The sequence below is a fragment of the Streptacidiphilus anmyonensis genome, assembly GCF_000787855.1.
GTDB lineage: Bacteria > Actinomycetota > Actinomycetes > Streptomycetales > Streptomycetaceae > Streptacidiphilus > Streptacidiphilus anmyonensis.
The window spans coordinates 116411-140514 of sequence record NZ_BBPQ01000010.1; the positions used below are offsets into that span (position 1 = coordinate 116411).

16 protein-coding genes are annotated in these 24104 nt (G+C 72.9%); 11 read left to right on the plus strand and 5 right to left on the minus strand.

Annotation, left to right across the window (positions count from 1 at the left end; all coding sequences use genetic code 11):
• Positions 1-104: 104 nt before the first annotated feature.
• On the minus strand, positions 105-2735 hold the full coding sequence (locus TR50_RS13120) for a hypothetical protein (protein WP_152648381.1): 2631 nt from the start codon (positions 2733-2735) through the stop codon (positions 105-107).
• A gap of 19 nt (positions 2736-2754) precedes the next feature.
• Entirely contained in the window at positions 2755-4278 is a 1524-nt protein-coding gene (locus TR50_RS13125; protein WP_152648382.1) for a hypothetical protein, read from the minus strand.
• Positions 4279-5317: 1039 nt separating this feature from the next.
• On the opposite strand from TR50_RS13125, the gene TR50_RS13135 reads away from it, so the two are divergent.
• Positions 5318-7429 carry an ATP-binding SpoIIE family protein phosphatase gene (locus tag TR50_RS13135; RefSeq protein ID WP_042419839.1) on the plus strand — a complete coding sequence of 704 codons (2112 nt, stop codon included), beginning with the start codon at positions 5318-5320 and terminating at the stop codon, positions 7427-7429.
• Between the two features lie 65 nt (positions 7430-7494).
• On the opposite strand, the gene TR50_RS13140 is transcribed toward TR50_RS13135, so the two are convergent.
• Positions 7495-8679: a beta-ketoacyl-[acyl-carrier-protein] synthase family protein gene (locus tag TR50_RS13140; protein WP_042419842.1), complete on the minus strand. Its 1185-nt coding sequence runs from the start codon at positions 8677-8679 to the stop codon at positions 7495-7497.
• 378 nt (positions 8680-9057) lie between these two features.
• On the opposite strand from TR50_RS13140, the gene TR50_RS13145 reads away from it, so the two are divergent.
• Entirely contained in the window at positions 9058-9864 is an 807-nt protein-coding gene (locus TR50_RS13145; RefSeq protein ID WP_042419846.1) for an SGNH/GDSL hydrolase family protein, read from the plus strand.
• 10 nt (positions 9865-9874) lie between these two features.
• Positions 9875-10282 carry a VOC family protein gene (locus tag TR50_RS13150; protein WP_052440954.1) on the plus strand — a complete coding sequence of 136 codons (408 nt, stop codon included), beginning with the start codon at positions 9875-9877 and terminating at the stop codon, positions 10280-10282.
• On the opposite strand, the gene TR50_RS13155 is transcribed toward TR50_RS13150, so the two are convergent.
• Entirely contained in the window at positions 10272-12128 is a 1857-nt protein-coding gene (locus tag TR50_RS13155) for an AMP-dependent synthetase/ligase (RefSeq protein ID WP_042419848.1), read from the minus strand. The genes TR50_RS13150 and TR50_RS13155 overlap by 11 nt on opposite strands.
• 287 nt (positions 12129-12415) lie before the next feature.
• Between TR50_RS13155 and TR50_RS13160 the strand changes: the two genes are divergently transcribed.
• From TR50_RS13160 to TR50_RS13185, 6 genes are all read left to right on the plus strand, one after another.
• On the plus strand, positions 12416-15088 hold the full coding sequence (locus tag TR50_RS13160) for a sensor histidine kinase (protein ID WP_052440955.1): 2673 nt from the start codon (positions 12416-12418) through the stop codon (positions 15086-15088).
• The gene (locus TR50_RS13165) at positions 15085-15492 is read left to right on the plus strand and encodes a roadblock/LC7 domain-containing protein (protein ID WP_042368463.1); all 408 of its coding nucleotides are present in this window, start codon (positions 15085-15087) and stop codon (positions 15490-15492) included. Before TR50_RS13160 ends, TR50_RS13165 begins: the two co-directional genes overlap by 4 nt.
• A gap of 5 nt (positions 15493-15497) precedes the next feature.
• Positions 15498-15965 (plus strand): DUF742 domain-containing protein, encoded by a 468-nt coding sequence (locus TR50_RS13170; protein ID WP_084700181.1) that lies wholly within the window; start codon positions 15498-15500, stop codon positions 15963-15965.
• 115 nt (positions 15966-16080) lie between these two features.
• Positions 16081-16461 carry a hypothetical protein gene (locus tag TR50_RS13175; RefSeq protein WP_152648383.1) on the plus strand — a complete coding sequence of 127 codons (381 nt, stop codon included), beginning with the start codon at positions 16081-16083 and terminating at the stop codon, positions 16459-16461.
• Positions 16462-17199: a bestrophin-like domain gene (locus tag TR50_RS13180; RefSeq protein ID WP_052440957.1), complete on the plus strand. Its 738-nt coding sequence runs from the start codon at positions 16462-16464 to the stop codon at positions 17197-17199.
• A gap of 71 nt (positions 17200-17270) precedes the next feature.
• Positions 17271-17849 carry a GTP-binding protein gene (locus TR50_RS13185; protein WP_042419858.1) on the plus strand — a complete coding sequence of 193 codons (579 nt, stop codon included), beginning with the start codon at positions 17271-17273 and terminating at the stop codon, positions 17847-17849.
• Between the two features lie 52 nt (positions 17850-17901).
• Here TR50_RS13185 and TR50_RS13190 read toward each other — a convergent pair whose 3' ends face one another.
• Positions 17902-19662, minus strand: a complete 1761-nt coding sequence (locus TR50_RS13190; protein ID WP_042419861.1) for a hypothetical protein — start codon at positions 19660-19662, stop codon at positions 17902-17904.
• A gap of 251 nt (positions 19663-19913) precedes the next feature.
• Here TR50_RS13190 and TR50_RS13195 point away from each other — a divergent pair, with 251 nt between their 5' ends.
• Both TR50_RS13195 and TR50_RS13200 read left to right on the plus strand, forming a co-directional pair.
• On the plus strand, positions 19914-20600 hold the full coding sequence (locus TR50_RS13195; RefSeq protein ID WP_160311110.1) for a hypothetical protein: 687 nt from the start codon (positions 19914-19916) through the stop codon (positions 20598-20600).
• A gap of 495 nt (positions 20601-21095) precedes the next feature.
• Entirely contained in the window at positions 21096-23963 is a 2868-nt protein-coding gene (locus TR50_RS13200) for an FAD-binding and (Fe-S)-binding domain-containing protein (protein ID WP_042419868.1), read from the plus strand.
• Positions 23964-24104 lie beyond the last annotated feature (141 nt).

The following is a 24104-nucleotide window of genomic DNA, read 5'->3' on the forward strand; positions in this document are numbered from 1 at the left end:
AACAGGGATGGCTAGCCGTCACGCGATCAGGAGTCCGAAGGGAGCGGCTCGGGAGCAGGCCGCCTCCCGAGGCTCGGTGTACGGCGGCCGGCGAATTAACGGCACTATGCCTCGCAGTGCGGTGGTCCGGGGTGAGTCAGGCGGAGCTCGGACAGTAGCTGCTGTGCCAGTTCGAAGGGCTGGTTGCGGGGACCGTGAGGAACAGCGGTGGCGGATTCGAAGCTGCGTTGTGCGGCAAGGGCCTTGGGCCCGACCAGCCCGTTGAGTCGGTAGTGTCGCCACAGCGCCCCTGCAGGCCGCGCTTCGACGAGAATGAGATCGGGACGGCGCCACAGGACCAGAGCCCAGCCCCCGGCGCCGGAGCTGGCCCAAGCTCCGGCCAGGGGAGCGTCTTCGGCGGCGCCGACTGCTTCGAGGGCTACCAGCGCAGGGTTGCCGAAGCGGCCGGTGATATGGAGCAGTTGCTGCCCGTGGCGATGAACGTCGCGACCCTTCTCGGTGAGAGCCCAAGCAGCGTCGGCGAAGGGGTCATCCTGGACGACCTCCGTCGCGATATCGAGCACGGAGGCCGGGTTCACAGCGGAGCCGAACGCGGTGTCGAGCAGCGCTGTGTATTCCGTGATGTAGGCGGAGTCGGCCACGGGAAGGAGGTGGCTGACCGCTGCGGACGCTGCATTGAAGGCAAGAGTCTCGGGGGTGATCTCGTAGCGTGGGGCCTGCCCTCGGAGTACGGCTAGCGCCACTGCCGCGAGGCTTCCGACCTGGGGCTCGACCAGCTCGGGGAGGTCGCCCCGATCCAGGGCGCGCACAGCTTGAGAGAGCAGCTGCGGCCAGTTGGCGTCCGTCGACTGCCAGGCGCCGGCCGCGACAGTCCACAGAGTCAGCCGGACGATGAGCATGCGTTCCGGGGGACCCGCGTGGGGAGCAAGCGCGACGAGGCGTTCAACCCAGCGCCTGTATCTGCGGCGGACCTCCTGCCCGGCTTGCCGGAGGTCGGGCAGGACAGGAGTGCTCACCTCCTCGCTGGTGGGTTCGGTGCCGTGCTCAGCAACGACCGTCTCGGCGTTGTCCTCGTCGAGGGCTGCTTCGAGGTCGTCGGTGAACCGTTCGTCCCATGACACTGCCAGCAGGTCCTGGAAGGGCGTGTTTACCACGGCAGGGAGGGGAGGGAGGCCCAACGCGAAGCGAGTCAGCGGATTTCCAACACGCCCAGCGCAGGCGTCCAGATAGTGCTCCCAGCCGTCCTTGTCGCTGTTTACTGGGGTTGTTGCGACCGGACCACCGCCGGTGCTGCGCGCGGCAGCCGTCGTTGGTGCAGGAGTCAGTCCCGTCCGGAGGGTTTCCAGGTCGCCCAGGAAGCGTTCGGCGAGCCGGGGATCCGTGAAGAGGTCCGGAGGTCGTGTCGTCGGCGCCCGGAACTGACTGGAGGTCATCCGGCGCAGTGCACGATCCGGATCGACGACGAACACGATGTTGCCGAAGCTGGGGACGCCGAAGCTGTCGACTGCGACCAGGCGTACCCGGCTGCCAGCGTCCGCCGGGGCTGTCACGGTCACGGTGATTTCACCGGAAGGGACGTTTGCGATGCGCTCCCATGTCTCCGGTGGTGCCGCAGCGGCTGACAGCTCCAGATGAGTGATTCCGGGAAGGGGCCGCGCGAGGCTGACCTCCAGGCCGTCGGGTACGCGCATGGCGCCGAGCACCAGCGGACCGCCGCCGCTACGGGGGCGGGGTAGGGGCCGGAGCGCGTGCAGTCGGGAGACGGCCTCGTCGGAGCCGTTGGGAAGGAGTGTGGTCGTGGTGGGGGTGATGATGCCGAGCTCGCAGTTGCCGCCACGGCCCTGGGGCAGAAGCAGAGCTGCGGCGGAGAGGTTAGGACTGCCGGTCAGGGCCCACCGCTGCCCGCCAGCGGTCCACTCGACGAGCTTGCCGTGGCGGTACCGCTGGTCGTTATCAATGACTATCCGGCCGCCGTGTTCTTGGACGAGCGCGGCGACCGACGGGCCGTTGAGGTCGGTGAGCCCTGGTTGGTAGGCGAGGGCGAACCGGCTCGGACGGAAGCGTTCGAGCAGTTGCCGCAGCGCGAGGGCGCGCTGGTCATGGAACGGGGCGAACACGGCCAGCTCGTCGACCGGACCGTGCGGCAACTGGTCAATGATGGAGTTTCGCAGGCTGCTGACGATGCGCACCTGCGGAGCCGTGATGGTGCTGTTGCGGTGCAGCCGCTCCAGCAGGGCGGCCACCCGACCCAGCGCCTGCGGGACGCCAGCGGAGAACCTGACCGTTTCCGGAAGGGAGCGTAGCCACGCCGACAACTCCAGTGTCGCGGCGGGGCTCTGGGCGCTGCCCAGCCGCAGCACAGTCCAGAGCTCCGAGTTGGCTTGCCATCCGGCCAGCGTCGTGTTGCCTGAGCCGAGGGCAATAGTGGCGTGCTCCGGTCCGGCCAGGACCATGAGTTTAGGGTGGAACGCTGCGCCCTGCGCATAGGCGAGTCCGGCGAGATAGCTGCGACCGGCTCGCCGCACGGACCGGGGGTCGTTGCGTGCCATGGCGACATCACCCACCACTGTGACGCGTGCGCCGGTGGCCTGGGTGACGCCGAGGGCGATCTCCTCGAAGAAGCCCAGCTCGGCAGTGAAGCTGAGGAACAGCGCTTCTTCCAGGCGCGGTACCCCGGTGCGCTCCTCATCGAGGATGAGTGTCAGCGGCGAGGCAAGCGTGGAGAGTCGCTCCACGCCCGGCACCGGTCTGGTGTCAGTCAACGAGGGCCTTCCCGTAATTGGTCACCGACCAGCCCTGATCGGTGTAGTGCAGCACGCCGCAGGTGGCCAGGACGGTGCCGAGCTGGTCCAGTCGCAATCCGACGTCACCGCGTCCCTCCTGGCTGGTTCGGTACAGCAGCCCTCCGCGCTCGTGCAGGCGCGTCGGAAGCCACAGCGAGCCGTCGGCGCGGCGGCGGGCCTTGGCCAGCGCGATCCGCTGCGACCGCGTCACCAGGTCGTAAGTGAGGTGGCGGGCGAGATCGCGCAGCCCCAGGGGTCGAGCTGTGTCGAAGCGCCGCTGGGCCCATTCAGGGCCGAGCTCGACACCGCGCTGACCGAGGAATGCGTCTCGGACCCGGCCGTCGAGTTCGTCTACCCGGCGCGCGCTGGTGGCGAGCACGCGTAGCTCCGTGAGGGGCAGTGAGTCCCCGGCCCGGCGCAGATCGTGCTCAGCAGGCAACGGCACGCCGTCCGTGCTCTGCGTCGGGGGCAAGGCGGACAGGAACGCGGCCACGGTCATGTCGGGCAGCTCTTCGGCGAAGTGGTCGGCGAGTTCCTCGACCGGCACCAGCCCATCCACCTGCTCCACGAGCCAGGACCACAGCCGGCGCCACGCGCCGACGGCGTAGTTCCGCAGTACCACCCCGCGCCAGGCGGTCGCGGCTTCGATACCGCTGGTCACTGTGTCGGTGGCCAGGAAGTCACCAAAGGCGAGGGCGTGGCCCACATCCTGGGTGAAGAAGCCAACAGGATGCGTGGCGACCACTCGGGCCAGCAGTTGAATCGTCTGCCGACGCGTCGCCGAGCGGGACGCGCGGTCGGCTCCCGCGCCGGGGTCGCACATCAGGCTCGCCAGCCATGGCCCGTCCGACTGGTCACCGCCAGCGCACACGCACAGCCGTTCGCTGAGCGAAGCGAGGTCCTCCACACGCAACGTGTTCTCATGGGCGAGTTCGAGCAGTTCACCGAGGCCGCCACGTACTGCGGTTGCGTCGAGCCGCGGTCCGGGCACTGGCATCGGGCCGGAACCGAGAATACCGAGCGCGGTCTCCGAACCTGAGTATGGCCCCCAGAAACCCCAGGAGTTGCGTACGTACCCCTCCTTGCCCGGGGTCGCGGCCTCACCCACTTCGACCACTCCACTGTGGAGCCGGCGGGCCAGAGAGTCGACCCCGTGGGCGCGCGGGAGCCATTCGAGAGACTGGGGATGGTGAGCGAACGATACGGTGGCGAGTGCCACTTCGGTGCGTCGCAGAAGCGTCTGGGTGGCGGGAATGGCCAGGCCGACCGCATCGGCATGTGCCGCGACGAGACCGTGTAGAGCGTAGTAGCGAGCATGCGGGGTCACCGCGGTGACCCCGGGCACCAGGCGATCAACCATGCGCATCACATGCCGCTCCACCGAGAGCGGATATCGGCCTGCGGCGACGTCCAATCCCGCATCGCTCCACGCCGGCCCCTCCACCATTTGCGATGCAGTGTCTCCCGCGCCGGGGGCGGCGACCGGCTCAGTCATCGGACCGAGAGGAGCTGGCCCACCCCGGCCCGCGACTCGCCCGAGCGGCATACACCGAAGGGACGATCTGATTGCCGCGTGCCTCTAGGAGCCGCAGCTTTGACTCGGTGCCAGCCCACCCATGCCATCCTTGAACTCCGCTTCGCCATGATCCCTTACCCACTCCAGGCGTCGCTCAGAAGGGGCAACTGAACAGCCATTCTGGCGCGCCCGCCGCCATTTGGTCGCCGAGACCGAACAAGAGCTTGGGGAGATGGTGCAGCCAATTCACTGGGAGCAGACGACCGTCGAGCAATCGTCAATACCTGTGGATGCCTGTGTGGAGAGGTTCGACACGGAGGTGCTGTGCCGACCAGACGGCTGCACTTGCCGCCGCCGAGTCAACGTGAGGTCAAGGGCGTTATCTGCTCGTCCAGGGAGGCCCTGGTCAGGGAGTGTCTGACCAGGGCCTCGCCAGGGACTTTTCAGGGACTTTCTGCTTCGTCCGAGGGACTTTTCAGGGACTTTCCGTCGTGCAAGCAGGGAAGGCCCTGACAGCCCTGAAAGATGCAAAGTCGCAGATCAGGATGTGTTTCATCAGCACTCGATGACGTTGACCGCGAGTCCTCCGCGACTCGTCTCCTTGTACTTGATCTTCATGTTGGGGCTGCGCCCCCAAGATTGTGATCAGCTCGTTGGGGGAGGCGTGGTCATGATCGCGCCGGCGGGAGTGTCGACCTTGACCGAAGCCTTGCGGTTGCGCTCGATCTCCGTGCTGCTCTCGAAGGCTTGGAGCAGCGGTCGGGTACGGGGTCCGGCCGGGCGAGTTCCGATTACCGGGTAGGCTGACGGTCGTCTTAGTGGAGGTTGGCGGACACCAACGGCGACAACCCGGTACGGACCGTGCGGCTGAGCTTCCTGGCGTGAGGCCCCCAACCAGCCACGGCGCGAAGCGGGGCCCGGTGTTATTGAATGAGAGGTGCAGGCAGGCACCTCGGGGTCCCGTCGCACGGTTCGGAACACCCCCCGGCTCCGCGCCGGGGATCGCAGAGGGAGGAGCATGGACTCCACACCCTCTCCCTCGTCCTCCTCACCGGTCGACCTGGTCAGCAGCGCCCTGGAGCACAACATCTCGGGCGGCGCGGCGGCAGCGGACGACACCTCGGCGGAAGGCCGTCACGATCGGATTCTCGGCGCGGTCAGCGTGGACTGGGATCTGCGGATCACCCGCTGCAATCTGGACGCCCCCGTGTTCGCCGGTCTGGACGCCGGGGTCGGGAGTCCGTTCGTCGACCTCCTGCCCCCGGGGGACGTACCGACCGTCACCCGGCGGCTGCGCCAGGTGCTGGAGACCGGTGAGCCGCACGTCGCCCGGATCCAGCGGCTGCGGCAGGGCGACGGGTCGGAGCTGGTGGTCTCGTTGACCGTCCTGCCCGCCGCGGTGCCCCGCGAGGGGCTGACCGTCTCCCTGATCGCGATGGCCACAAGGCTGCACCTGTACGCGGCCGAGACCGCGATCGGCACCTCGCTGGACATCGGCGAGACCGCGCAGTCGCTGGCGCAGTCCCTGCTGGCCTGGGGAGACGTGGCCGCGGTCGACCTCGACTACGCCGTGTGGACGGGCGAGGGGATCACCGGGCAGGGGGAGGGGCGCATCCGGCTGCGGCGGGCGGCGCTGGTGCCGGACCGGGCCTGGCCCGAGGGTTACGTGACCCCGGGCGACGATCTTCCCGGCGACGCGAGCCGCCTGCTGGCGCAGGCGGTCCGCCGGGACGACGCCCCGCAGGCCATCGTCATCCCCGACCGGGAGGCGGTGGAGCGGGTGTTCGGCGGTCCGCAGGTGCTGCGCGCCCTCGTGCCCGGTGACCGGTCGGCGGGGGTGGCGTGCATACCGCTGGTCCTGGACGGCGAGCCGCCCGTCGTGCTGGGCGTGGCGGAGGTCTGGCGGCGAACGGACCGCCCGTTCCGCGACAGCGAGCTGTTCGACCTGCAGGAGCTGGTGGCCAGGACCGCCCACCACGTCGACCTGGCCCGTCAGCACCAGCGCGAGCACACGCAGGTCCTGGCCCTGCAGCGCCGACTGCTGCCGCGGACGGGCGGCGACACCGTCGAGATCGCCAGCGTCTACCAGCCGACCACCCCCGACAGCGCGGGCGTCGGCGGCGACTGGGTGAACAGCTTTCCGCTGCCGGACGGCCGCACCGCACTGGTGGTCGGCGACGTCGTCGGGCACGGTCTGGGTGCCGCGGCCGCCATGGGCCAGCTGAGCATGGAGGCCCGTGCGCTGCTGTCCGCGGGGCTGGCGCCCGACGAGGTGCTGGAGCGTCTGGACGAGACGGTGACGCTGTTGGACGACACGGAGTCCGGGCTGGCGGCCGGCTACAGCGCCCTCGGGTCGACCTGCTGCATCGCCCTCTACGACCCGGTCAGCCACCAGGTGACGCTGTCCAGCGCCGGCCACCTCCCCCCGGTCCTGCTCTCCCCGGACGGGCACGCGAGCCAGCTCGCGGTCCGGCCTCACCCGGGCCTGGGCGCCGAGTTCGCGCTGCGGGAGCCGTTCGGCGTGCACACCTTCGGCACGCCCCCGGGCTCCCTGCTCGCCCTGTACACGGACGGCCTGGTGGAGGAGCCGACCGTGTCGATCGACGAGGGCATCGGCAGGCTGGCGGACGCCGTGTCCACGGTCCACCCCTGGGACGACCTGCAGCAGGCCGCCCGCCGCCTCGTCTCCGCCGTGGCGCCCGCGCGCCGGCGTGACGACGTGACCCTGCTGCTCGCCCGGATGATCGGCTACCGCAAGGGCGACACCACGACCTGGCGGCTGCCTGCCCGCCGTGACGCCCCCGCCCGTGCCCGGGCGCTGGTCTCCGCACTGCTGCGGCAGTGGGGGGCCGCGGACGACACCCGGGACGACGTGCTGCTGCTGGTCAGCGAGCTGGTCGCGAACGCGGTGCGCTTCGCCACCGGTCCGGTCACGGTCCGGGTGATCAGGACCGGGTCCGGCCTGCTGTGCGAGGTGGGCGACACCGGCAACGGCAGGCCGCGTCTGGGCCGGGGCGGCCTCCTCGACGAGGGCGGCCGCGGCCTGCGCATCGTGCACCGGCTCACCACCCGGTGGGGCGTGCGCTGGACGGACACCGGCAAGGTGGTCTGGGCGGAAGTCGCGAAGTGACCGCGAAGTGATCGCGGGGTGACCGGTCACGGCCGGGGAGCCGGTCGTGGCCGCGCGGAGCCGCGCTACAGCCACTCCCCTTCCAGGGCGGTGGCGGTGAGACCCGGAGCCGCCGCGTACAGGACGGCGCGACTGCCCGGCTCCTGCCCCGCGTCGTGCGCCCGCCGCATGATGTCGAACACGGCGGCGCCGCCGCGGTTGCCGCTGGTGTAGCTCTCCCGGCTGTAGTCCAGCAGCCCCGACGGCCAGGCGTCGGGCATGGTCTGCTCCATGTACTCCAGCACCCGGGTGCCGCCGGGGTGCGCCAGCAGCACGTCGGGGTGCCAGGAGTCGGGGTCGTCCTGGTACCGGACGCGCAGCCAGTCCCACATCGCGGTGACCGTCTCCTGCACCGCGCGCGGCCCGCGCCGGTCCATCACGAAGTGGGCGCCGTCCGCCCGGGTGTCCAGGCGGTGCAGGTCCTGGGTGCCGGGCAGGGTGTGGTGCCAGGCGGAGTCCAGCCGCAGCACCGACGCCTCCCTCGGGCGGCCGGTGACCACCGCGGCGACCGCGGTGTCCGCGAAGAGCAGTCGGACGATCAGCGACTCGAGCGTGTCGTCCGCGGGCTGGTAGGTCGTGCTCAGCGCCTCCGAGATCACGACCAGGACCACCCGGTCGGGGTCCGCGGCCACGAGATCGGCCGCCAGCGCCAGGGAGCGGGTCCCCGCTATGCAGGCCCACTGCGTGGCCGGCAGCAGCGTCGCGTCGTTGCGGAGCGCAAGGCTGTTCGCCAGGGCGACGTCCAGGCCCGGCAGCGCCGGGGTGGTGGAGTGACTGGTGATCAGACAGTCGACGTCGGCGGCGTCCAACCCGGCGATCTGCAGGGCTCCGCGCGCCGCGCGCTCCCCGTAGGACCGCACGGCCTCCCAGGCCGGAGCGGTGCGCTCCTGGACGGTCTGCGGCGTGGGTATCGCCTCGAGCGCGGCGACGACGCGGTCGACCTGCTGCTGGGTGAACCCCTCGCGCTCCAGCGCCTCTTGGGCCGGGGCGACGCCGACGGTCGCCAGGCCGCCGGCTCTGCCGGGCGCGACGGCGGCCTCCAGCGGCAGCATCCACCCGCGGGTCTCGATGCCGGTGCCGGCCGCGATGCCGTCGATCCGCGGCGCCCACGCCGCGTGCGGGTGGCGGTCGCGCACCTCCGCGACGATCTGGCTGGTCTCCACGGTGTGCTCGCCGTGGATCACGGCAGGGGGACAGAGGTAAGCGGCCATGCTGGGGCACCTTTTCAGGGGGGACATGGGTCGCGGCCACGTGGGCGCCGACGGGCGCCGCTTCGGGGCGCGGTTCCCTCCGAGAATGCACACAAAAGGGACATTTATGCTGTGACGTACGCAACTTGGGCGATGATGGCGTGTGTGACGCGGGACACGCTGCCTGGTCCCACGCGGACCGTGCGTCTCTCTGGCCTCAGCTGACTCCCACTCATCCGACGATCTGTCAGGAGTCGTCAGCCAAAAGGCCGTACTTGTCAAAACGCTGGCATGAACACTTCCCCGGGCGTGTTACCGACTGGTAAAAAGTTCGACGACGCGCGTCGACCTGTCCCCACCCCTGACCAGTCGTGCACCACCACCACAAGTGGAGGTTCCATGCGCACCCCCGCGTCCAGACGTCTCCTGGCCGGCGCCCTCGCCGCCGGCGCCCTGATCACCGGCGCCCTCGCCGCGGCCCCCACCGCGCAGGCGTCGACGGGCGGCTACGTCGCCCTCGGCGACTCCTACTCCTCCGGAGTGGGCAGCGGCAGCTACATCTCCTCCAGCGGCTCGTGTGAGCGCAGCACGCTGGCCTTCCCCTACCTGTGGCAGCAGGCGCACTCGCCCTCCAGCTTCAGCTTCCAGGCCTGCTCCGGCGCGACCACCGCGGATGTGCTGAGCGGTCAGCTCTCCACGCTGAGCAGCAGCACCTCCGAGGTGAGCATCACCATCGGCGGCAACGACGCCGGCTTCTCCTCGACGATGGAGACCTGCGTGCTGGAGGGCACCAGCTCGTGCCTGTCCGCCGTGAGCTCGGCCGAGAACTTCATCAACACCCAGCTCGGCGCCAAGCTCGACGCGGTCTACTCCGCGATCCGCTCCAAGGCGCCCAACGCCCACGTGGTGGTGCTCGACTACCCCCACCTGTACGCGGTCCCCGGCGACTGCCTCTTCGGGATCAGCGACACCAGCCGCTCCGCGATCAACGGCGCGGCCGACGACCTCGCCTCGGTCACCGCCAAGGAGGTCGCGAAGTACGGCAACTTCACCTTCGCCGACGTCCGCGGCGCCTTCTCCGGTCACGAGATCTGCACGGACTCCGAGTGGCTGCACAGCACCACGCTGCCGATCGACGAGTCCTACCACCCCACCGCCGCAGGCCAGTCGGGCGGCTACCTCCCGGTGTTCAGCGCGGACGCCTGATACTGGGCGGATGACCTCTGATCTCCCGCTGGTCCACCACGTCGAGTTGTGGACGGACGACCTGGCCCTCGCCGAACGGCAGTGGGGTCCGGTGCTGACCGCCCTGGGCTGCGAGCCGTTCCAGCACTGGCAGGACGGCCGCAGCTGGCGGTCCGGCGGGAGCTACGTCGTGATCGAGCAGTCGCCCGCGCTCCGGCCCGGAGGGCACGACCGGATGCGGGCGGGGATCAACCATCTGGCGCTGCGTGCCCCCGGGCGGGCCCGCAGCGCCGCCCTGCGTTCGGTGGCGCTGTCGGCGGGCTGGACGGAGCGTGTGGACACCGGGCGGGCGCTGCACCTGATCGACGGTCAGGGCTTCGAGCTGGAGCTCGTCTACGACGAGAGCGACGCCGGTCCTGTCGCTGGCGCTACGTCGTGAGCTGCACCGCCGGGGCGGCGGCCGCGTCCGCGTAGAGGGCCTCGATGTCCGCCGCGCAGGCGCGGGCGATGGCCCGGCGGCGCAGCTTCAGCGACGGCGTCAGCAGGCCCGCCTGCTCGGTGAACTCGATCGCGAGGATGCGGAAGGCGCGCACCGACTCGGCGCGCGAGACCACCGTGTTGGCCGTCACCACCGCGCGCTGGAGCTCGGCGTGGAGCTCCGGATCCGTCGCGGCCTCCAGTGGGCCGAGCGGAGCGCGGCCGCGGACCCGCAGCCAGTGCTCCACGGCCTCGGGGTCGAGGGTGATCAGCGCGGCGATGAACGGGCGGTCGTCGCCGACGAGCGCGCAGTGCGCCACCAGCGGGTGGGTGCGGATGCGGTCCTCCAGCACCACCGGGGAGACGCTCTTGCCGCCGCTGGTGACCAGGATCTCCTTCTTGCGCCCGGTGATGTGCAGGTAGCCGAGCCGGTCCAGATGACCCAGGTCCCCGGTGGCCAGCCAGCCGCCGCGCAGCGTACGGCCGGTGGACTCGGTGTCGTGCAGGTAGCCCTGGAAGACCTGGCCGCCGGAGATCCAGATCTCGCCGTCCTCGGCGATCAGCACGCTGGTGCCCGGGATCGGCTGGCCGACCGTGCCGTACCGGACCTTCTCCTGCGGGTTGGCGGTCGCGGCGGCCGTGGTCTCGGTCAGGCCGTAGCCCTCCAGCACGGTGACGCCCGCGCCGCGGAAGAACAGCGCCTGCTCGCGGCTCATCGCCGAGCCGCCGGACATGGCGTAGCGCAGGCGTCCGCCCAGGACCGCGCGCACCTTGCCGTAGACGAGGGACTCGTAGAGCTGGTGCTGCATCCGCAGCGCGGCCGACGGACCGGGGCCCTCGTCGAAGGCCTGACGCTCCAGCGCCTCCGCGTAGCGGACCGCGACCTGGTACGCCTTCTCGAACGCGGACGCCCGCCCGGCCCGCTCGGCCCGCTCCCTGGCTCTTCGGAGCATCTTCTCGAAGACGTACGGCACCGCGAGCAGGAACGTCGGCCGGAACGCCGCGAGGGTGGGCAGCAGCTGGGCCGGGGAGGTGCTCGGCTCGTGCCCGAGCTTGATCCCGCCGCGGACCGCGGTCACCTGGATCATGCGCCCGAAGACGTGCGCCAGCGGCAGGAACAGCAGCGTGGCCGGCTGCTCGCCGCCGCGTCCGCTGAACACGTCGTCGTAGCGGGCCAGCAGGTTGTCGCACTCGGCGAGGAAGTTGCCGTGGGTGATCACGCAGCCCTTGGGGCGGCCGGTGGTGCCGGAGGTGTAGATGACGGTCGCGACGGTCTCCGCGACGACGGCCTGCCGGTGCTGGTTGACGTACTCGTCCGGCATGCCCTGGCCGGCCATCGCCAGCTGCGCCAGCGCGCCCGAGTCCAGCTGCCAGATGTGGCGCAGGTCCTCGAGGGTGTCGCAGACCGAGCCGACGGTCATGGCGTGGTCCTCGTTCTCCACGATGCAGGCCACGGCCCGGGTGTCGGCGAGGATCCAGCGCAGCTGCTCGGCGGAGGAGGTCGGGTAGACCGGCACGGGCTGGGCGCCGAGCGACCAGAGCGCGTAGTCGAGGACGGTCCACTCGTAGCGGGTGCGCGACATCATCGCGACCCGGTCGCCGAAGCGGATGCCCTGCGCGAGCAGGCCCTTGGCGACGGCCAGCACCTCGTCGCGGAAGTCGGCGGCGCTCACGTCCGACCAGGCGTCTCCCTGACGCCGGGCCAGGACGGCCTTGTGGGGTGTCTCCTCAGCGGTCCGGTAGACCGACTCGGCCAGCCCCTCCGCCTTGGGGCACCGCGCCAGCGCCGGAACACTGAACTCGCGCACGTGGTCTTTTCCCTCCTTGCCCCCCGAGGCGCGGGCGGCCGAAATCGAAAGTTACCTCTCGGAAACAGAGAGTGGCCAGAGGGCGTCCACCTGCTTCACCGGACTTCCACCCCGCACCGCGATATCGCGAGATATGTGCCAGTTGTTCTGGTTTGGTGCGCATGATGTGACGGGGTGTGGCAAAGAACCGGAGGAAATATGCCGCCGATGGGGCGGGCGACGCTCGAACTGGTACATGCGCAAGTAGTAGAGTCGCGGCGTTTCTGCCGGGCCCACAAGAGGAACCCATGCGACTCCGCCGCAGATCCATACGCGCGAAGATCACCGCGTTGCTCCTGGTACCGCTCGTCGCGTTGACCGGCCTCTGGGCCTACACCTCGGTGGTGTCCGCTACCCAGGTGTGGGGCCTGCTCAAGGTCGTCGACGACTACAAGTGGTACGGCGCACCCGCGGACGCCCTCTCCCGGGCGCTCCAGGACGAGCGGCGCGCCGCGGTCTCCTTCGCCGCGACCAGGATCGACGGCAGGACCGTGCCCGCCTCCGCGCTGGCCCCCCTGCAGGCCGCGGAGGCGAAGACCGACGCCGCCGCCGCGATGTTCGAGTCGCACGCGAACGACGCCGGCCACCGCAAGGACCTCAACGCCCCGTCCGAGGACGCGGTGCGGACGATCCTCGACCAGATCAACGCCCTGAAGGTGGAGCGCACCGCGGTCGGGCAGCACTACCTCGACTGGTTCAGCGTCTACGTCTGGTACACGAACATCCAGGACCCCTTCTTCGACCTGCGCCTGGGCCTCAGCGACATCCCCGCCGGCGACCTCGCCCGCACCGCCCAGAACCTCGTCGAGCTGGTCCGCGCCCGCGAGTACATCTCCCGCGAGGACGCACTGGAGGAGGGCGCGCACCTCCAGCCCGACCTGAGCGCCGTCCAGTTCCAGGAGATGCTCTCCACCTCCGCGACCGAGCAGCTGCTGCTGCGCGTCCACATCGCCCAGCTGCCCCCGCAGCTGGCCGCGCTCTACCAGGACTTCGCCGACAGCTCCGACTACTCCGAGCTCAACGCCCTGGAGGACTACTCCGGGCAGCTCGGCGAGTCCCAGCACATCAGCCGGCTCAACTACGCGCAGTGGCGCGAGACCGCCGACCGGGTGCTGGACCGCCTCAGCGACATCGACCAGCAGTCCGCCACCGTCGCCGGCCAGCAGGGGCGCGACTACGCGCTCGGCGTCATCTGGCGCGACGGCATCGCCGGCGTGCTCGGTCTGCTCGCGGTCGTGCTGACCGTCTTCATCTCCGTGCGCATCGGCCGGCGCCTGGTGCGCGAGCTCGTCCAGCTGCGCAACGGGGCCTTCGACCTGGCGGGCGTGCGCCTGCCCTCCGTCATGCGGCGGCTGCGCGAGGGCGAGAAGGTCGACGTCGCCGTCGAGGCCCCGCCGCTCACCGCCCCCGACGAGCCCGGACAGGGCCCGACCGCGCCCGACGAGCTGGCCCAGCTCGGCCGCGCCTTCAACGCCGTGCAGCGCGCCGCCATCGAGGCCGCCGTCGAGCAGGCCGAGCTGCGCCGCGGCGTCTCCGCCGTCTTCGTCAACCTCGCCCGCCGCAGCCAGGCGCTGCTGCACCGCCAGCTCTCCCTGCTCGACGAGATGGAGCGGCGCGCCGAGGACCCGGAGGAGCTGGAGGACCTGTTCCGGCTCGACCACCTGACCACCCGCATGCGCCGCCACGCCGAGGGCCTGATCATCCTGTCCGGCTCCGCGCCCGGCCGCTCCTGGCGGCGGCCGGTCCGCATCCTCGACGTGGTCCGCGCCGGCGTCGGCGAGATCGAGGACTACGCCCGCGTCCGCGTGCACCGGATGCCGCCCGTCGCTGTCGTCGGCGGCGCCGTCTCCGACCTGGTCCACCTGCTGGCCGAACTGGTCGAGAACGCCACCGTCTTCTCGCCCCCGCACACCCAGGTGCGGATCGTCGGCGAGGAGGTCGCGCACGGCTTCGTGCTGGAGATCGACGACCGCGGCCTCGGCATGGGCGACGAGGCGCTGTCCTCCGCCAACGACCGCCTGGCCACCGGAGGCGACTTCGACCTCGGCGACACCGACCGCCTCGGCCTGTTCGTCGTCAGCCGCCTGGCCGCCCGTCACCAGATCCGGGTCTCGCTGCGGCGCTCCCCGTACGGCGGCACCACGGCCGTGGTGCTGCTCCCGCACGAGCTGCTGACCCCGGCCGCACCGCGCCCCGGCGACGCCGCGGGCAGCGGGGCGGCGTCCGTCACCGGCACGGAGTCCGGCGCCGATTCCGGGACCGCCTCGGGCGAGTACGCGCTGCCCGCGTCGCTCACCCGCGGACTGCGCGACGCCCCGGCCGAGACCGGCCGCGCCTCCGGCAGCCGCCTCGCGTCGACCCCGCGCGCCTACCCCGGCCGCCTGGGCGGCCCGCGCCCGCACACCCCCGACGAGGCCACCGGCGGCGGTCTGCCGCGCCGGCGCCCCAACCCCGCCCTCCAGGCCGTGCGTCAGGAGGTCCTGGCGGACGAGGTGCTGGTCGAGGAGGTGCTCAACGTCGAGGTCCTCGACGAGGGCGGGCTGGGCGCCCTGACCTCGGCCGAGCCGGTCGCCGGCGCCGACGTGATCGACGCCGAGGTGCTGAGCGAGGAGGACCTCGCCGTCGAGCTGCTGCCCGCCGTCGAGGACAGCCGGGTGGGTCTCCCGCCCGCCCTGCCGCGGCGTGTGCGGCAGGCGAACCTCGCGCCGCAGCTGCGACGCAACGCCGACGTCCCCGCGCAGCAGCCGGACGTGCCGCGCTCCGAGCGCACGCCCGAGCAGGCGCGGGCGACCTTCGCCTCGTTCCAGCGCGGCCTGCAGCGCGGGCGCACCCAGCCGGCGCCGCCCGCCCGGCCCGGCCGGCCCACCGATGACCACACAGGCGCGAACACAGAACCGACTGCGGAAGGAACCACCCGATGACAGCCACGACGAAGCCGTCCGGAGACCTCAACTGGCTTCTGGACGACATGGTCCGGCGGGTGCCCGCGATCCGGCACGCGGTGGTGCTGTCCAGCGACGGTCTGGCCACCGGCGCCTCCGGTGAGCTCGCCCGGGAGGACACCGAGCACCTCGCGGCCGTCGCCTCCGGCTTCCACAGCCTCGCCAAGGGCGCCAGCCGCCACTTCCAGGCCGGCGACGTCCGGCAGACGATGGTCGAGCTCGACCAGGCGTTCCTCTTCGTCACCGCGGCCGGGGACGGCAGCTGCCTCGCGGTGCTGAGCGAGTCGGACGCCGACGTCGGCCTGATCGCCTACGAGATGGCCCTGCTGGTCCGCCGTGTCGGCGAGCACCTCGGCACGGATCCGCGGGGCTCGGCGGGGTGAGACCGATGCGGGGGGAGCAGGACGGCTTCGGCGGCGTGGACGGCTTCGAGGAGGAGCCGGACGACGCCTTCGACGACCGTGACGCCGACCATGATGCCGACGCCTACGCCGACGAGGCGGAGCTCGGCCAGCTGGTGCGCCCGTACACCCTCACCCGCGGGCGCACCCGCCACGCCGTCTCCGAGGTGTTCGACCTGGTCACCCAGATCGGCGCCGCGCCGCGCGAGTCGGGCGGGGGCGAGGAGGAGGCCCAGGACCCCGAACACGAGGCGATCCTGGAGCTGGTGCGGGTCCGCACGCTCTCGGTCGCCGAACTCGCCGCGGACCTGGACCTGCCGCTCGGCGTGGTGCGCATCCTCCTCGGCGACCTGTTCGAGGCCGAGTTGATCCATGTCACCCGGCCGGTCCCGGCGGCGGAACTGCCGCACGTCGACATCCTGCGCGAGGTGATCCGGGGCCTGCGCGCGCTCTGAGACGCGCGCACGGCTCCGGATCACCCGTTCGTCGAAACGGCGCGGATCGTCCCCCGGACGGGTCGATCGCGCGCCCTCGCGGGCTGGCGGGCGGAGCGCTGGGCAGCTTCGCGGCATGGAGCCACGGATCTGTCCGCCACCCCCGGTCCCGGTCGTCCCGCCGGTGCGGCCGGGAGGCCCGCACACGCCGCCCAAGCCACCGCCCTTCCCGCCCGCGCCGGTCTGCGCGCGCGTCCATCCGCGCCCGCCCGCGCACCCGCACCCGCGCCCGCTCCAGCGCCCGCCGGCGCCGCGCCCCACCCCCACCCACCTCCAGCCGCACCCGGCCGTCCACACGCACGCCGCCACGGCCGTGCCGCGCCCGCTGTCGGCACCCGAGGCGGCGGCCCAGCCCGCCGCCCCCGAGGCCGCGTTCGTCTACGTGGCCATCACCATCCCCGCCCTGGTGGCCGCCGGGACCGGCGCGTTCCACCAATTCTTCGGAAGGGGACGCTGAGTGGACCTCGGTTTCCTGTTCGCCGCGATCGTCGGCCTCGTTCTCGCGGTGCTCGTGCTCGCCCTCTTCGGCCGCACCAGCCGCTCGCGCGAGGGCAGCTTCTCCGGCAGCGCCCTCGCCTTCCTCGGCTCGGCGTCCCTGTCCTCCTTCGTGCTCATCGCGGCCTTCCTGATCGCGGGCTCCTGGTCCAACCTCAACACCGCCCGGGGCCACACCCTCGACGAGGCCCGCGCCCTCAACGCCGCCTACACCGACGCCGACGCGCACACCCGCCCGCTGCTGCACGCCTACGTGACCTCGGTGATCCACGACGAGTGGCCCGCCATGGCCAAGGGCCAGGCCAGCCCCGTGTCCTGGCAGCGGCTCGACGCCGTCCGCGCCGAGGTCCTCGCCGAACCCGCCTCCGCCGACCGCGAACAGGAGCTCAGCGACCTCACCGCGGTCTACACGACCCGGCAGGTCCGCCTGGCCGACTCCTCGGCGGCGATGCCCTGGCCGCTGTATCCCGCGCTGGTCTGCACGGCGATGCTGGTCCTGCTGTACGCCCCGATCGCGGGGCTCACCTTCCACCGGCGCGAGGCCGTGGCCCTCGGCCTGGTCGGGGCGGTGGTCGGCTTCGGGGTGTGGATGGTGCTGCACATGACGCACCCGTACACCGGCCCGGTCCACGTGACTCCGGTGGCATACACACAATCCCTGCAACGCTTCACGCAGTTGGCGGGAACCGTGCCGAAGTAGCGGGCCTTCGCGCGCGAGCCGAGGGGGCGCGGTTCCGCATGCCGGTCGGTATTGCCTATGATGCGCGCGTGATGCGTGGCACGAAGGGAGACGGCTCGTTCGTCGCCGTCAAGATCCTGGTCGCGGGCGGCTTCGGCGCGGGCAAGACGACGCTGGTCGGGGCCGTCAGTGAGATCCGGCCGTTGCGGACGGAGGAACGACTGAGCGCGGCGGGGCGTCCCGTCGACGACACGCACGGGGTGGAGGGCAAGACCACCACCACCGTCGCCATGGACTTCGGCCGGATCGACATCCGGGAGGGGCTGGCGGTCTACCTCTTCGGCACACCCGGCCAGGACCGCTTCTGGTTCGTCTGGGACGAGCTGGCCCAAGGGGCGCTGGGCGCGGTCGTGCTCGCGGACACCCGGCGGCTGGAGGACTGCTTCCCGTCCGTCGACTACTTCGAGCGGCGCGGCATCCCGTTCGTCGTGGCCGTCAACTGCTTCGAGGGCGCGCAGCTCTACCCGGCGGACCAGGTGCGCGACGCGCTCGACCTCGGCGCGCACGTGCCGGTGGTGCTCTGCGACGCGCGGGAGCGGGACTCCGTCAAGGAGGTCCTCGTGCACGTCGTCGAACTCGCGCTCACCGAGCGGGAGTCCGTCTACAGCTGAGCGGGCCGGAGGCGGTCGGCCCGGTCGACCCTGGTCGGCCCGGACAGCGTGGTCAGCGCGGGGAGAGCCGCAGCCGCGCGTTGGTGACCGTCATCGGACGGTCGGTGAGGATCGTCAGCAGCGTCGTCCCGGCCGGGTCGGGCGCGAGCGGGGAGCCGACGCGCCGCAGCACGTAGACGGCACTGCCGTGCGGCGGGACGGCGGCGGGGCCGGAGACGATCCGCCAGCCGGTGTCGGGCCAGGCGCTGACGCTGACGGCGAAGGCGGGCCGAAGCGGCGTCCCGCCGGTGTTGCGCACGCTCGCGGTGATCCGGACCAGGCCGGTGAGGCGCGCCGGGCGCCCGGCCTGCGGGCCGGTGGCGGTCGCGGCGAGACGCAGGGGGGACGGGGTGAGCACGGCGGTCAGCAGCAGGGCGAGGGCGGGCGCCACCAGCAGCGGCGGCAGCGCGAGGCGCACCGTCCGGCGGCGCAGCGGCGCGGGCCGCCAGGCCCAGGCCACGGCGAACAGGGCCCGCTCGTTGCAGGCCAGCGCGACCAGCCAGAGCGGGGCCAGCAGCACGAAGTACGTCTCGGTGGAGCGGGCGGAGAGGAAGAAGGCGGGCCAGGGCAGCAGCGCCAGCGCGGGGGCCAGCCGGGCCGGCCAGAGCACCAGCGCCGCGAGGGTGGCCAGCAGGGCGGCGGCCGCCGCCGCCGAGTACAGACCGAGGGCGCCGCTGCCGGAGGTGAGCCAGAGACTGATGTCGACCGGCCCCAGCCCCTGCGGAGACGCGTGCTGGGTCAGCACGGTCAGCACGCCCGGCAGCCACGCGCGGCGGTCGACGACCACGGTCGGCAGGTTCAGCAGCAGGAACACCCCCGCGGCCACGGCCGCGTAACGGCCCGCCACCGTGACGGCGGGTCGCCAGCGGCCGAACTCGCCGCGCCGCAGCAGCAGCACCCCGACCAGCAGGAACACGGTGAGGAACCAGGCGAGTTGGTGCGCGGCGTCGGCGGCGCCCAGGCAGCAGGCGGAGACGACGCCGGTCCGGCCCAGCCGCCCGCCGGCGCCGATCCCGCTCCAACCGGCCAGCACGACCACGAGGAAGGGCAGTGTCAGGAACACCGGGTAGCCGTCGCGGGCGTAGAGGAACATCCAGCTCGTCGCGAACACCAGCACCGTCGCCGCGGGCCGCAGCGCGGCCGGCAGCAGCCGGAACATCAGCGCGGCCGCGACGACCAGCGCACCCAGGCACCACAGGCCGGTCACCGGCAGCCAGGTCGGCGCCGGGAGCGGCCCGTGCGCGGTGAAGGGCGCGGTCAGCAGCACGCTCAGCGGCGGGTAGCCGAAGGTGTCCGCGGTGGCGCCGCTCATCAACGGCGTCATGCCGACGTGGAACAGCCGCGCCGTGTCGGTGAAGTGGACGCCGTAGACGTGCCCTCCCGCGACGAGGGAGCGTGCCGCCGTCGTCACCAGCGCGGCCTCGTCGTCGTGGTACGTGGGCACCCGGGTCCCGGTCGCCTCGGCCGTCTGGAGCCCGAGCCTGGCCACGGCGGCGACGAGCACCGCCACGTCCAGGCGGCGCAGCGGCAGGTCGTCGCGGGCCACGGCGACGATCAGGGCCAGCACCAGCAGCGCGCCGTACAGCAGCCCGAAGCCGACGCTGAGGTAGACGCGGGAGACCGCCTCGTTGCGCAGCAGGGTCGGCAGTCCTTGGAACAGCGCGACCACGGCGAGGAGGGAGAGGACGCGATGGGCGAGCGTCGGCGAGACCGCCGCCGACCGCACCGGTGTGGAACGGTCCGGGTGGCGGTCCGTCAGGGCACGAGTCGTCATGGCGAGGCCGACCGTAGCCGACCGCACCGGGCCCCACCGGCCACGACGGTCGCGTTACGCGAACGAGTGACAGGGCGGCTCGCGCTGTTCGCCCGTTCGGCCGAACGGCGTGCGCGCGCTCGGCCGGACGGCGAAGACGGGCGGAATCCCACCCCCCGGCGCCAAACCCCCTGCGCTACCCGCACAATGGTTCTTCACGGGAGCAACACAGCGCGATGCGCGGCAGCACGGAAGGCGGTGACGGTACGGAGATGGGCGACGCGGTGATCGGCGGACCGGACGCGGTTCCGCTGCGGCCCAAGCGGCTGGCGGTGCCGACGTGGCGACGGCTGCTCGGCCTCGCCATCACTCTGGCGGCGTTCGCGGCGGTGGCCTTCGTCGGCCAGGCCGTCGGCTGGCTGACGGCGGCCCAGTCCTCGGCGCGCGCCGCGCAGGCGGCGGACGGGCGGGCCCACCTGCTGGTGCTGGCGCTGCGCCAGCTCGCCCCGAACGGCCAGCCGGCGGAGGCACGGTTCGGGCAGGTGGGCGGCGGGCTCGGGGCGGTCCTGGTGCGGGACGACCCGCGCGGCGCGGCGGGCATGCTGCTGACCGTCCAGATCACGGCGCACGCGACCACGGGCGCGTTCGGCGGCCGCCAGGAGGTCAGCGTGGCGCGCTGCTACACGGTCGACTGGCAGCCGCCGGAGGTCTCCGGCCCGACGTCCGTGCGCTGCCCGGTCACGCCGGAGGTGCCGGACGGCATGGAGGGCGCTGCGCAGCTGGCGCAGGACCTCAACTCGATCGGCGGCCTCGGCACCGGCAAGTACGTCGCCGCGGGGGTGAACGGCGCCTGTGCCTTCGGCGTGCAGAGCAGAAACGGTTTTCTCGCCTGGCCGGCCCCGACGCTCACCCCCTGCGACGCCACCCACGCGGCCGCCGCCGCGGCCGTCCAGGACTGACCGGAGCGCGTCCCTCACAGCCCGACAGCCCAACCGGGCCGTCGCCGAGCCCCCGGGCGTCAGTTCCCGGCGCCTCCAGCGGTCTCCCGCCCCGGGAGGGCGGCCTGCGCGCCGTTCCGGGCCGTCTGCGGTGGGCCGCCCGGGACTCCGGTCGTCCGGCCCGCCGGGCTCCGGACGGTCATGCCGTCGCGCGGCGGGGTCGGCCCAGCGGGACCCCTGCCCGGGGCACTCGGGGCGTCGGTTCGGGTGTGGGCAGGGGTCTCCCGCACCGGGAGGGCCGCCTGCGATGAGCCCCCGGGACTCGGGTTGTCCGGCCCGTCGGGCTCCGGTACGGTCCTCCGGCCCGCGTCGGAGTTGCCCAGCGGGACCCCTGCCCGGGGCACTCGGGGCGTCGGTTCGGGTGTGGGCAGGGGGCACCCGCGCCGTCCGGCGCGTCGGGGTCCGGCGCGGGCCCGCCGGCCCGCGTCGGGGGTGGGGCTGGGACAGAATGATCGGGTGACCGTCCGGAGCCTCGAAGAGGAACTGCGTGCCGCCCTGCGCGGGGAGGTGGACTTCGGGGCCGCCCAGCGCGGGGTCTACGCCTACGACGCGTCGAACTACCGTCAGGTGCCGCTCGGGGTGGTGAAACCGGCGTGTACCGACGACGTGCGGGCGGCGGTCGCGCTGGCGCGGGCGCACGGGGTGCCGGTGCTCGCGCGCGGGGCGGGGACCAGCATCGGAGGGCAGGCGATCAGCCCCGGCGCGCTGGTGCTGGACTTCCGGGCCGGGCTCGGCGGTCTCCCGGCCGACGCCGTCGACCCGCACGCGCGCACCGCGCGCGTGCGGCCGGGGACGGTGCTGGACGAGCTGCAGCGGGCGGCCGCGCCGCACGCGCTGCGGTTCGGGCCGGATCCGTCCACCCACAGTCGGTGCACGCTCGGCGGCATGATCGGCAACGACTCCTGCGGCGCGCACTCCGTCGCGTACGGACGGACCTCCGACAACGTCCGCTCGCTCGACCTGCTGCTCGCCGACGGCACCGAGCTCACCGTCCACGGCCCGCGGACGGCCGCCGAGCGGCAGGCCATGCTGCGCGAGCCCGGCCCTGTCGGCGCTCTCCACCGGGCGCTTCACGAGCTCACCGAAAGCCACCTCGTGACCCTGCGTCAGGGATTTCCGCGGCTCCCCCGGCGCGGATCCGGCATCGCGCTCGACGCGCTGCTGCCCGAGCGCGGCTTCGACCTCGTGCGGGCGCTGACCGGGACGGAGGGGACCTGCGCGATCGTGCTCGGCGCCACCGTCGACCTGGTGCCGCGACCGGACCGGACCGCGCTGGTCGTCGCCGGGTACGCCGACGAGACGGCCGCGGCCGAGGCCGTCGTCGAGCTGCTGCCCCTGAATCCGCTGACCGCGGAGGGGATGGGCGCCGACCTGATCCGTTCGGACGCGGCCCGTGCGCTGCTGCCGAAGGGCGGCGGGTGGCTCTTCCTGGAGGCCGAGGCGGGCGACCACGCCCGCGCGATCGAGCGCGCCGTGCGCGGGCAGGGCGCGGACGTGGCCGTCGTCTCCGACGCGGCCGGGCAGCGGGCGCTGTGGCGGGTGCGCGAGGCCGCCGCAGGGACCGCGACGCGCGGGCCGGACGGACAGGAGGCGTGGCCGGGCTGGGAGGACTCGGCCGTGCCGCCGCAGCGGCTCGCCCCCTACCTGCGCGAGCTGCGCGCGCTCACCGCCGAACACGGGCTGCGCGGCACCCCGTTCGGGCACTTCGGCGAGGGCTGCGTGCACCTGCGGCTCGACTTCCCGCTGGACGCCCCGGCCGACGGCCGCTTCCGGCGCTTCCTGACCGAGGCGGCCGAACTCGTGGTGCGCCACGGCGGCTCGCTCTCCGGCGAGCACGGCGACGGCCAGGCGCGCGCGGAGCTGCTGGGCCTGATGTACCCGCCGGAGGTGCTCGCGCTCTTCGCCCGCTTCACGGCCCTCTTCGACCCGGGGGACCTGCTCAACCCCGGCAACCTCACGGACCCGCGTCCGCTCGACGCGGACCTGCGCCAGCCGGGCCTGCCGCGCGCGCTGCCGCTCGCCGACGGCGCGCGCCGCTGCGTGGGCGTCGGCGCGTGCGTCGCGGACGACCCGGCGGCCGTGATGTGCCCCAGCTACGCCGCCACCCGCGACGAGCGGCACTCGACGCGCGGGCGGGCCCGGCTGCTCGGCGAGCTGCTGCGCGGCACATTGACGGGGGAGGGGCCGATCACGGACGGGTGGCGCTCGCGCGAGGTGCTGGGCGCACTGGACCTGTGCCTGTCCTGCAAGGGCTGCGCGAGCGACTGCCCGGTCCATGTCGACATGGCGACCTACAAGTCGGAGTTCCTGCACCGGCACTACCGCCGCAGGCTCCGGCCGCGCGTGCACTACGCGCTCGGCGGCCTGCCGCGCCTGCTGCGCCTGCTGCACACCCTCCCGGGCGTGGGCCGCGCGGCGCGCCTGGCGCTGCGCGCGCGACCGCTCGCGGCCCTCGCCCGCGCGGTGGCCGGGACCGCCCCGGAGCGGCCGCTGCCGCAGATCCCGCCCGCGTCGTTCGCCCGTTCCTACGAGCCGCCCGCCGACGGGCGGCCGGTGCTGCTCTGGCCCGACACCTTCGGCAACCACCTCGACCCCGACGTCCTGCGCGCCGGCGCCGTGGTGCTGACGCGGCTCGGCTTCCGTCCGCTGCTGCCGCCGGGTCCCGTCTGCTGCGGCCTGACCTACGTGAGCACCGGCCGCCTCGACGCCGCCCGCCGGACCGTGGCCCGCACCCTCGGCGTCCTCGCGCAGGCAGCCGACGACCTTGCGTCCAACGGCCTTGCGTCCGACGGCCTTGCGGTCGTGGTGCTGGAGCCGAGCTGCGCCGCCGCGCTGCGCGAGGAGCTGCCCCGGCTGCTGCCCGACGACCCGAGGGCGGCCCGACTCGCGGCGCGCGTGCGCACCTTCGCCGAGTTCCTGGACGAGCAGGCGCCGCCCGACGGGCTGCCGCAGGCGCGCGCCGAACTGCGCGACGCGCTGGCGCAGACGCACTGCCACCAGCACGCCGTGCTGGGCACCGGCGCCGACGAGCGGGTGGCCGCGCGGGCCGGGCTGGACGTGCGGCGGCTGCCGCCGTCCTGCTGCGGCCTGGCGGGCAACTTCGGGTTCGAGCGCGGGCACCACGCGGTCTCCGTCGCGTCGGCGGAGCGGGTCCTGCTGCCGGCGCTGCGCGCCGAACCGGGGGTGCGGGTCCTGGCGGACGGGTTCAGCTGCCGCACCCAGATCGCCCAACTCGCGGACGGCCGCAAGGCCTTGCATCTCGCGCAGCTGCTGCGGGAGGTGCTTGAGGGGGCGGTGGGACCGGAGGGCGAGCAGGCTCCGTAGCCGCTTGCAGCAACCACCACAAGGCTCTGACCGGCCGCGCGGCATCTGGTGCCGCGCGGCCGCCGTCGTCTCGCGGCAACACCGTGGACACGCGCAGGTAACGATCCCGCTGTCTTGCAGAAAATTGCTGCAAGGACTTTC

Bases quoted from the DNA above. Each gene is read 5' to 3' on its own strand.
- TR50_RS13125 (WP_152648382.1), bottom strand. From the start codon at position 4,278: ATGACTGAGCCGGTCGCCGCCCCCGGCGCGGGAGACACTGCATCGCAA.
- TR50_RS13135 (WP_042419839.1), top strand. From the start codon at position 5,318: ATGGACTCCACACCCTCTCCCTCGTCCTCCTCACCGGTCGACCTGGTC.
- TR50_RS13140 (WP_042419842.1), bottom strand. From the start codon at position 8,679: ATGGCCGCTTACCTCTGTCCCCCTGCCGTGATCCACGGCGAGCACACC.
- TR50_RS13145 (WP_042419846.1), top strand. From the start codon at position 9,058: ATGCGCACCCCCGCGTCCAGACGTCTCCTGGCCGGCGCCCTCGCCGCC.
- TR50_RS13150 (WP_052440954.1), top strand. From the start codon at position 9,875: ATGACCTCTGATCTCCCGCTGGTCCACCACGTCGAGTTGTGGACGGAC.
- TR50_RS13160 (WP_052440955.1), top strand. From the start codon at position 12,416: ATGCGACTCCGCCGCAGATCCATACGCGCGAAGATCACCGCGTTGCTC.
- TR50_RS13165 (WP_042368463.1), top strand. From the start codon at position 15,085: ATGACAGCCACGACGAAGCCGTCCGGAGACCTCAACTGGCTTCTGGAC.
- TR50_RS13170 (WP_084700181.1), top strand. From the start codon at position 15,498: ATGCGGGGGGAGCAGGACGGCTTCGGCGGCGTGGACGGCTTCGAGGAG.
- TR50_RS13175 (WP_152648383.1), top strand. From the start codon at position 16,081: ATGGAGCCACGGATCTGTCCGCCACCCCCGGTCCCGGTCGTCCCGCCG.
- TR50_RS13185 (WP_042419858.1), top strand. From the start codon at position 17,271: ATGCGTGGCACGAAGGGAGACGGCTCGTTCGTCGCCGTCAAGATCCTG.
- TR50_RS13190 (WP_042419861.1), bottom strand. From the start codon at position 19,662: ATGACGACTCGTGCCCTGACGGACCGCCACCCGGACCGTTCCACACCG.
- TR50_RS13195 (WP_160311110.1), top strand. From the start codon at position 19,914: ATGGGCGACGCGGTGATCGGCGGACCGGACGCGGTTCCGCTGCGGCCC.